We start from the raw sequence: 6,235 nt of genomic DNA on the forward strand, positions 1-6,235 counted from the left end.
GGTGGGTGCGAGACATGGATTTCCGTCCGAAAAGGGTATGGCGAGAATCGGACATGTCCGGAATTATCGCAAGCTAATTTACGGACAGTAGCGGGGAGGGCGTCCGAAATCGCTCGTTTTTGGACATGGCGGACCTGGGCGCGACCTATCGATTGCCTGAGCACTCATGGTGGGGAAACCCGCGCGCAATAGTGGGGAAACCCGCGCGCTTCAGGGGGATACCTGAGCGTTGATCAGTTGAGGGCAGATCGATTTCGAGCGAAAATGCTGCGATTCCGTCGAAATTGCCGCCGTGCGACGCTGATATTTAGGTCGGCGGGCGTCTTGAGGCATAGATTCCAGGCTTAGTGGGGAAACCCGCGCGCCTTGGCAGGATCGGGCGCTGCGATGAATCCGGCTGCCGAGATAGGGAAGGCTACCGGATCAATCTGGCATTCGGATGTGATGAGGCCAGCGTCGAGCCTATCGGTCTTACTCGTCGATTGATCCGAGCCCATAGCACCAACTCCTCCGAGATGTGTAGTCGCGACTCGTGCCGCCGAGCCAGGACAGGTCATCGAGCACCGTCCCCAGCCCGCGGTCGTTCCGAACCGGCTCGACTTCCACGACTGATTGACGGTCACCGTCGRTCTGGTGAAACGAGAGGTCCCCCGCTTCCTGGTCGATCACAAGCACCGAAAGCCTACCCGACCAGCACGCAGCGGTGTCCATGGAGATTCGATTTTCGGTGACCATGGGACGCCCCTCTTCAATGACCGAATGGCCGTGCACGATGACGCGATCCAGTCTGCCGTGATGGGAAAAGAACGGTTCCTTGATCCACATCAGGTCCTTGGCGCTCTGGTCACCCAGCGGGACGCCCGGTCTGATCCCCGCATGCACGAACGCGAACGGTCCGTCGTCGATCATCAACGAGGAACGCCGGAGAAGCCCGAGGTGGCTCGAATGATCTTCAAGGATCAGCCGCCTCGCCTCGTCGACGTCGAGATTCGTGTAAGAGTCGAGGGTCTCCATTCCGCCGTTGTGAAACCAGGTGCGGACTTCGCGCCGATCACCCTCGAGGTAGCGGAGAAACCAGTCATCGTGGTTTCCGCGGAGGAATACCGACGTCGGATGGTCTGCAAGAAGGCGACCGACAACGTCGAGGCACCCCTTGCTGTCATGGCCACGATCGACGATGTCGCCGAGGAGCACGATCCGGGGCGGCCTTCCCCTGTGCGCGGCGTCGCGCTCCACGAAGTCGAGGATAGCCTGAAGCAGGTCGGAGCGACCGTGCACGTCGCCGATGGCGTAGGTGAGAGGCATGATAATCGATCGCTATTGGACATTATCTCCAACTTGCGGAGATTAGACCAGAGAATCGCCGCAGAATTTGCGGAGATTGAAGAGGCGGCCCGGTTATTACCACTTTCGCAGGAATGGTAATAACAACCGGTTCGACAGAAGCCCTGCCACCAAAAGTTTGCAGCTGCAAACTTTTGGTGCGAACGCCGCCGGCATAGAGCGACCGCAGTCGATGCGCACAGGCTGGGGGCGCCGCTCATTGTTTGCAGCTGCAAACTTCTTGGCGAGCTCGGGCTGACTTCCTCGGCGAGGTAAACCCCATAAATGACAAAGGGCCCGGAAATGATTGCGATCTCTCAGGAGATTCAGGAGGCATTGACTTCGAATTGGCATCGGAGCCGCCAGGACAAGAGTTTTGATCCGACGCCGGTGTTGAAGCTATTCCTGCCATGGGCGCCGGTTACGTGGCTCGTCTCTGAAATGAACCCGCGCGATCGAGACAGCCTATTTGGGCTCGCAATTTTTTCGGATGAGGCGGAGCTCGGCGACTTCAGTCTGGCCGAGATTGCTGCGCTGGAAGGTCCAGCAGATCTCCGCGTCGAGATCGATCAGCACTGGCGGGCTCAGAAGACGCTAAACCAGTACTTGGCCGAGCACTCAGCCTAGCTGCCGGCGATTTGCAGCTTCAAACTAGTCCTGGCCGGTCGGAGGGCGGTGGCCCGACCGATCGCACCGCGCTTGCTTAACGTACGTAATTGAGTACAATAGCGAGATGCGAACAACGTCCTACACCGACCTGCGAAAGAACCTAGCCACCATGCTCGACAGGGTGACGGACATGCGCCAATGCTCATCACCAGGGAGCTCGCTCAACGGGCTCATCAAAGAATGCATGCGCACGCCATTTAATGGCACCGGCAAGCCGGAGCCGTTGCGCGGTCCGCTGTCGGGCTGGTGGTCGCGACGGATCACACAGGAGCACCGCTTGGTCTATCGGCCGAGTGAGGGCGGTCTAATGATCGCGCAGTGCCGATATCACTACTGATGGCGCGTCCGCGAGGGCAGGTAGACGGGCCCGTGATACCTAAGAATGTATAAAGTGGAACGATACGCGCCTGAGAGTTAGGGGTCATCTGGCAGTGATCGACAAGAAGTCCATCCACCGGCTGTCTAAGCAGTTTGGCGCGCCTCAGAGCGAATTGGTCAAACTGATCGACGATATTACTAAAATAGTTGTTGAAATCGCGGGGCTCCAAAAAAGAAGCCATAAACTGGTTCAAGAACCAACCTATTCCGGGGTACTCAGGGAAAACAGCGTACGATCTCGTTTGCGGGGGTGAAGCAAATCTCGTTCTAGAATATTTAGAGGCGGTGCGTGCAGGGGTATATGCATAAACCTGCTGATGGAGTGAATTACCCTTACAGAGATCATTCAATCATCGCGGCCTCCGTCAAAAGATTGGGCGATTTCAGACGATCGTAGTGCCTCTTTTACGCCGACTGTCGCGGCGCGTTGTAAAAACTCGGCCCGTTCAAGACCCTCAAATTTGGCAGACCGATCAATGCGAGTGAGATCCTCTGCGGAGAATCGTAGCTCGATTGTCACGGGTATGCGTTCGGTGGCGGGATCTTCCAAGCAATCACCATGAGAGAAGAGCGCAGTGAGAATCTGGATTCTATCCGATTTGCATCTTGAAGGGTTCCCATTTCCTTCGGCATTCGCTCCTCCCCGTCCGGCGTTCGATGTCCTGGTGTCGGCCGGCGATATTTGGCAGGGGAATATCCCGGCCGGATTCCAATTCCTGCGCCACCTGGCCGGAGACAGGCCCGTCATTGCAACGCTCGGCAATCACGAGCATTGGCGAGGCGAACCGAGTGCGACGATCGCCGCCGCTCGGCGCGCTGCCGAAGCCAATGACATCTCACTGCTCGAGGGCGACGCAACCAACCTCCAGGGCGTGCAGTTTCTCGGCGCTACGCTCTGGTCCGATTACAGTCTGGCAGGAGCCATCGATGCTACAATGCCGACTGGTGAGGACATTCGGTTTCGCGACGGAACGGGGGAGCGTCCCTTTCGCGTTCAGGATGCTCAGCAGCTGCATCACTCAAGTCGCGAGTGCTTGCGACATCTCATAGACCAGGAGACCTCTTTCCCTCGCGTGGTTGTAACTCATCACGCTCCGCACCCTGCCTGCGTAGCGCCGGCCGACACCGGAAAATGGATCGCCGGAAACTGTGCGTCTGACCTATCCGAGCTGACGGATTCTGGCTGCGCCGAGATGTGGGTGCACGGCCATGTTCATCACAGCATCGACATGCGCCGGCCAGGCGGAACACGGATCCTCTGCAATCCAGCCGGAGCCTTGTTCTCCAATTCGGCGTTTGACGAGAGCCTGGTGGTCGAGGTCGCCAACTAAGCCGGGTCGGTTCGAACTTTGACGTCCGCAAATCAGCTATTCTGTCTCCTCTGAGTGGCAAGCTGGGAGCACATTGATGGAAAGGTCACCTGAGGAACGAGCTCGCGTAAGCGCGCCGGCACTCCGCACGTTCTTGAACATCGCGGACCGCTGGGAATTGTCCTCGGCCGACCGGCTCGCGATTCTGCAGTGCGACGCGGCTCAGTTTCACGACTGGTCGACCATCGCGCGCACACACGGATCACTCGTCCTTGAAACTGCTGTCCTGATGCGGATCTCTGCGCTTCTGGGTCTCTATGCGGATCTGCAGCATCTTTTCGCATCACCGGATCAACAAAGGGATTGGCTGTTTGATGACCATAAGACGGCGCCATTCAACGGGCGGACAGCCCTGGATCTTCTAAGCGGCACACTCGACGACCAGCTTGCTGTGCGGAGCTACGTCGCAGCGATTAGATGGGGTGCGGGGATCGCGCCAAACGCGGTCGACGAGAACTTCACGCCATACACAGAGGCAAATCTGATCTGGCAGGACGCTACGCCGCAGATCCAGGCTGTCTGCTTCGATGGGTTCGGGACACTTGTGGAAATTGAAGACAAGCGCTGGCCGTTCAGAGCACTCATCGGCAGTGCCACTTCATCGAAGGCGGCAACCCAAGCGCTGACAACTCCGATGAGCCTGCGCGATCTTGCCCAGGATCTTGCGACGATCACAGACGATGCGCGGCTTGCCGAGTTGGAGGCTGACTTGTTGGCGGAAACCGCCTCGACACGGCTACGACCGGGAATCGATGCCATTTGGAACACCTTGGGGCAGCTCGGATTGAAAATTGGCGTCTGCTCCAATCTCGCTGCACCATACGCGAACGCTTTGCTCGATTGCCTGCCTGGTGCGCCGGATACGGTCGTTCTGTCGTTTGAGGTCGGCCTGATGAAACCTCAAGCCGAGATTTATCGGCTCGTTTGCCAGCGGCTCAATTTGGAGCCGCATCAGGTTCTTTTCGTCGGGGACAGCATCGAGGCAGACGTAATAGGCCCGCGGAAGGCTGGATTGTTCGCAATGCACATTGACGAATTCGAATCCGGACTTGCTCAGGGAACGGCGCCCGGGGCTCCGAAACCTGTCAACGAGCTCCTTGAACGCGCCGCGGTTGCGCCGAGCCATGTTTGAATGCGCGTGCACGTGCGTGCTTTATGACGCGATCTAACGCGTCATAAAGCGTTCGAACGCGTGTAGGCGCTACAGGAAAGCTTTCAGACTGCGTCATAACGCGTTCGAGCGCGGGTGGACGCTACAGGAAAGCTTTCAGACTGCGTCATAACGCGTTCGAGCGCGGGTGGACGCTACAGGAAAGCTTTCAGACTGCGTCATAAAGCGTTCGAGCGCGGGTGGACGCTACAGGAAAGCTTTCAGACTGCGTCATAAAGCGTTCGAACGCGTGTGGACGCCGCAGGCTGCAGCTTGCTGGGTCCAAGCGCATCGCGTAGCGCTCCTCGGCGTCAGGCGGCTGAAGCGAGGCGCATTCCGCCAACAATGCCAGATAGATGAGGAAGGGCAGGATGCGCCTTTTGGTGATTTCCGATATGCATCTCGAATTCGGTCCGTTCCTGTTCGCCAAACCGATGCCGGAGTTTGATGTCGCGGTCTTCGCCGGCGATGTGCACAAGCCGATCAGTGCTGCGCTCGAGTGGATGGTGGAGCAGCGGGAAGCCGGGCCGCTCCGTGACCGCGAAATCGTCTACGTCGCTGGCAACCACGAGTTCTACAAGAGCGAGATGAAGGGCAGCCTGGCCGCTGGAAGCGACCTCGCTGACAAGGTCGGCATCCATCTACTGCATCGCCGCACCGTTATGATCGGGCAGGTCCGCTTCATCGGCTGTACGCTTTGGACGGACTACCGCCTTCTCGGGACGCCCAAGCCGTCGATGGTCTTTGCCGGGCAGGAGCTGAACGATCACCGCCTTATCCGCTACCGGGAGGAAAGCGGTCACTACAGCCGCTTTATGCCGTGGCATGCAGCGGCTGAGCATCGGCTCGATCTGGCGTTCATCCGTAGCGAGCTAGGGAAGCCGCACGATGGTCCTACGGTAGTGGTCACGCACCACGCGCCACACCCGCAATCGGTTCAACCGAGGCACCAGGGGAGCGAATTGTCGCCGGCCTTCGTATCGGACCTCGGCGCCCTGATCGAGGAATACCAGCCTGAGCTCTGGATCCACGGCCATGATCATGGGTCACATGACTACAAGGTCGGTCGGACGCGCATCCTGGCCAATCAAGCTGGCTACCCCAACCGCAATGGCGATCGCGAGAATCCATGGTTTGATCCCGGCTGCGTCGTCGAGGTTTGATCAATCCAAGGGCTATGGGGCGCTCGTGCTGACAGTACTGTGTTTCGGCCCTTTAATTGCGGGGAGCTGTCAACCTCCGATTTCGCGCGGTCATCGCCGGGGTCATGGTCCTTTCCGAGGTCGAGCGCCTCATGATGATGTTCGGGTTGGGTGCCTCAACGTGTGCAACGACGTTCCAGTAG

Annotated in this window: 5 protein-coding genes and 2 pseudogenes; 6 read left to right on the top strand and 1 reads right to left on the bottom strand. The window is 58.5% G+C overall.

Features of this window, described 5'->3' with window-relative positions; all coding sequences use genetic code 11:
* Positions 1 to 471 precede the first annotated feature (471 nt).
* The gene (locus AC1DRP_RS35275) at positions 472 to 1,305 is read right to left on the bottom strand and encodes a metallophosphoesterase (protein WP_476770975.1); all 834 of its coding nucleotides are present in this window, start codon (positions 1,303 to 1,305) and stop codon (positions 472 to 474) included.
* Positions 1,306 to 1,608: 303 nt separating this feature from the next.
* Here AC1DRP_RS35275 and AC1DRP_RS35280 point away from each other — a divergent pair, with 303 nt between their 5' ends.
* The 6 genes and pseudogenes from AC1DRP_RS35280 (at position 1,609) to AC1DRP_RS35305 (ending at position 6,053) form a co-directional block, all read left to right on the top strand.
* Positions 1,609 to 1,950, top strand: coding sequence for a DUF2958 domain-containing protein (locus AC1DRP_RS35280; protein ID WP_476770976.1), 342 nt, complete (start codon positions 1,609 to 1,611; stop codon positions 1,948 to 1,950).
* Between the two features lie 202 nt (positions 1,951 to 2,152).
* Positions 2,153 to 2,329: pseudogene (locus AC1DRP_RS35285) on the top strand (Txe/YoeB family addiction module toxin); the annotation flags it as partial.
* Between the two features lie 218 nt (positions 2,330 to 2,547).
* Positions 2,548 to 2,679, top strand: a pseudogene (locus tag AC1DRP_RS35290) (DUF2384 domain-containing protein); the annotation flags it as partial.
* A 266-nt stretch (positions 2,680 to 2,945) separates the two neighbouring features.
* Complete coding sequence (locus AC1DRP_RS35295; RefSeq protein WP_476770977.1) at positions 2,946 to 3,701, top strand: metallophosphoesterase; 756 nt, start codon at positions 2,946 to 2,948, stop codon at positions 3,699 to 3,701.
* 133 nt (positions 3,702 to 3,834) lie between these two features.
* Positions 3,835 to 4,872, top strand: coding sequence for an HAD-IA family hydrolase (locus tag AC1DRP_RS35300; RefSeq protein WP_476770978.1), 1,038 nt, complete (start codon positions 3,835 to 3,837; stop codon positions 4,870 to 4,872).
* 389 nt (positions 4,873 to 5,261) lie between these two features.
* The gene (locus AC1DRP_RS35305) at positions 5,262 to 6,053 is read left to right on the top strand and encodes a metallophosphoesterase (protein ID WP_476770979.1); all 792 of its coding nucleotides are present in this window, start codon (positions 5,262 to 5,264) and stop codon (positions 6,051 to 6,053) included.
* The last annotated feature ends 182 nt before the right edge of the window (positions 6,054 to 6,235 follow it).

This window comes from Allobosea sp. 01N443 (assembly GCF_056399325.1).